Below are 2,980 nucleotides of genomic sequence, written 5' to 3' on the forward strand. Positions count from 1 at the left end.
TGCGCCTGCTGGAACGCAACGCCGACGGGGTGCCCGCCGACTTTATGCGCTGGGCCGCCGACGCCGGTGTGGAGATCGCCACCGGCGACCATGCGCTAGCGCAGTTCGAGGGCGCACGGGCCGTGGTGCCCAGCCCGGGCATGGCCGTGGCAAAGCTGCGCCCGCTGTTGCCGCAGGGGCCGGACGCTCCGGAAATCATGGCCGAAATGGAGCTTGCCTGGCGGCAGCTGGACGACGAGCCGGTATTGGCCGTCACCGGCACCAGCGGCAAGACCACCACGGTTTCGCTGTGCGCCGCCATGCTGCGCGCGCAGGGCCTTTCCGTGTTCCTGGGCGGCAACATCGGCACCCCGCTCAGCGAGTACGTGCTGTCCGTAGCGCATGGTGGGGCGGACGGGCAGGGCAGGGCCGACGTGCTGGTCATCGAGATTTCCAGCTTCCAGTTGCAGGCCTGCACCACCTTTCGCCCGCGCGTGGCCATGCTGCTGAACATCAGCGAGAACCACCTCGACTACCACGCCGACATGGCGGAGTACATCGACGCCAAGTTCCGGCTGTTCCGCTGCATGGAAGAAGGGGATCTGGCCATCTTCGGCCAGGGCGTGCGCGACCTGGTGGCCGCGCGCGAGCTGAAGCCCCGCACGCTGTTTTTCGACGCGTCGGCCCGGCGCTTTCCGCGCACCCGTCTGCTGGGCGGGCACAACCAGGCCAACATGGAGGCCGCGTGGCTGGCCTGCCGCGAGTTCGGCGTGACGCCGGAGGCGGCGGAGAAGGCCGTGGCGGATATTGCCCCGCTGGAGCACCGGCTGGAGGCCGTGGCCGAGCGCAATGGCGTACTGTGGGTGAACGATTCCAAGTGCACCACGGTGGAAGCCCTGCGCGTGGCCCTGCAGGCCTTCGACAGGCCGGTGGTGCTGATGGTGGGCGGCAAGTTCAAGGGGGGCGACCTTGCGTCCCTGCTGCCGCTCATGCCCGGGCGCGTCCGGGCCGTGGTTGGCTTTGGCGCCAGCCGCGAACATTTCGAGGGGGCCTGGATGGGGCAGGGTGATTTTACCATGTCCTGGCATCCCGCGCTGGAGCCCGCCGTTGCCGAGGCTGCCGCACAGGCCCGTCCGGGTGACGCGGTGCTGATGGCCCCGGCCACCTCCAGTTTCGACCTTTTCGCCAACTACAAGGAGCGCGGCCACGCTTTCCGCCGCGCGGTGGAGGCCCTGCCATGAGGTTCGGCGCGCAAGCGGATGCCCACCCTTCCGCCGCACTGGCGGACCTGCGGCACGGCGGCAGCTTCGGCGGCATCGCCCACGGCGACCACGGCCCGCAGAACGGCGTTGACTGGTGGCTGTTCGCCATCGCCCTGACCTTGCTGGGCATCGGCCTGCTGATGGTGCTTTCCGCCAGCGGCATCGTGGCCGAGCGCTTCAACGCGGACAAGTACTACTTTTTCAAGCGCCAGCTGATCTTTGCCTGCGTGGGCGGCGTGGCCATGTTCACCGCTGCGGTTGTGCCCCGCAACATGCTGTACAGATTGCAGTACCCCATCCTGTTCGGGGTGCTGGTCATGCTCATCCTGGTGCTGACGCCGCTGGGCAACAAGGTCAACGGCGCACGCCGGTGGATCCAGGTGGGGCCGGTGGCGGTGCAGCCCATGGAATTCACCAAGATCGCCCTGGCCCTGTACCTGGCCTACTTCATGAGCACCAAGCAGGACATCATCAAGACCTTCAGCCGGGGGGTCATACCGCCCTTCGCGGTGACGGGCGTGTTCTGCGCGCTGCTGCTGCGCCAGCCCGACTTCGGCGGGGCGGCGGTGCTGGCCATGATCCTGTTCTTCATGTGCCTGGTGGGCGGCACACGGTTCTTCTACCTGGCCGTGTCCGGCGCTGCCGCGGTGGCCGGAGCCGTCATGCTGGTGGTGCATTCGCCGTACCGGTTCCGCCGGTTCACCGCCTTTCTCGATCCCTTCGCCGACGCGCAGGATTCCGGCTACCAACTGGTGCAGTCGCTGTTCGCGCTGGGGTCGGGCGGCATCACCGGCGTGGGCATAGGCGCCAGCCGCCAGAAACTGTTCTACCTGCCGGAAGCGCACAACGACTTCATCATCGCCGTGCTGGGCGAGGAACTGGGTTTTATCGGCATGTCGCTGGTCTTCGTGCTGATGGGCATGCTGTTCTGGCGAAGCTTTCGCATCGCCGCCCGGCAGGAGGATCTGCGCGACCGGTTCACCGCCTTCGGGGTGACCCTGGTGCTGTTGCTGGGCGCCGTGCTGAACATGGCGGTGGTCATGGGCGTGGCGCCCCCCAAGGGAGTGCCCATGCCCTTCCTGAGCTATGGGGGCAGCAGCCTGCTGACCACCCTGACCTGCGTGGGGCTGCTGCTGAACTATTCGCGGACGGCACGCTGACGGCGTGCCTTCGCGCGTTTTCGCCACCGTTCGAATCACCGGAGGAAACACCATGCGCCGCGTCATCCTCACCACGGGTGGAACCGGGGGACACATCTTCCCGGCGCTGGCCGTGGCAGAGGAGATCACCCGCCGCCATCCCAAGGCCCGCATCCTGTTCCTGGGCGGACAGTACGGGCCGGAAGCCGACCTTGCGGCCCGCGCCGGGCTTGAGTATGTGGGCCTGCCGGTGCGCGGGGTGATGGGACGCGGCCTGCGCGCGCTGGCTGCCGCCTGGGCCATGGGCCTTGGCGTGTGCCGCGCTGTTTCCGTGGTGCGCCGGTTCGCCCCGGACATCGCCGTGGGCTTTGGCGGCTATGCCGCCTTTGCCGGTGTGCTGGCCGCCCGGTTGTGCGGCAGGCCCGCCGCCATCCACGAGCAGAACGCCATCCCCGGGTTGACCAACCGCCTGCTGGGCCATGTGGTGCAGCGGGTGTTCCTGTCCCTGCCGGATACCGCGGGCGTGTTCCCCGCGCGACGTTGCGTGCCCACCGGCAACCCGGTGCGCGCGGCCATTGTCGCCGCGGGCGCCGTCGGCGT

Annotated in this window: 3 protein-coding genes; all 3 read left to right on the forward strand. The window is 68.6% G+C overall.

All coding sequences use genetic code 11. The features are described 5' to 3' along the window. The coding region (gene murD, locus FVW20_RS11185; RefSeq protein WP_196609642.1) for a UDP-N-acetylmuramoyl-L-alanine--D-glutamate ligase at window positions 1–1,220 on the forward strand (1,220 nt) is incomplete at its 5' end. Beyond that, complete coding sequence (gene ftsW, locus FVW20_RS11190) at window positions 1,217–2,401, forward strand: putative lipid II flippase FtsW (protein ID WP_196609643.1); 1,185 nt, start codon at window positions 1,217–1,219, stop codon at window positions 2,399–2,401. The genes murD and ftsW, both read left to right, overlap by 4 nt. A 52-nt stretch (window positions 2,402–2,453) precedes the next feature. Beyond that, a partial coding sequence (locus FVW20_RS11195; RefSeq protein ID WP_196609644.1) for a UDP-N-acetylglucosamine--N-acetylmuramyl-(pentapeptide) pyrophosphoryl-undecaprenol N-acetylglucosamine transferase occupies window positions 2,454–2,980 on the forward strand: 527 nt, incomplete at its 3' end.

Origin of the sequence: Nitratidesulfovibrio oxamicus (assembly GCF_015731765.1) — a bacterium.
Taxonomy (GTDB): Bacteria; Desulfobacterota; Desulfovibrionia; order Desulfovibrionales; family Desulfovibrionaceae; genus Cupidesulfovibrio; species Cupidesulfovibrio oxamicus.

Coding starts and splice junctions, on each gene's coding strand:
- ftsW (WP_196609643.1), top strand. CDS start 1,217: ATGAGGTTCGGCGCGCAAGCGGATGCCCACCCTTCCGCCGCACTGGCG.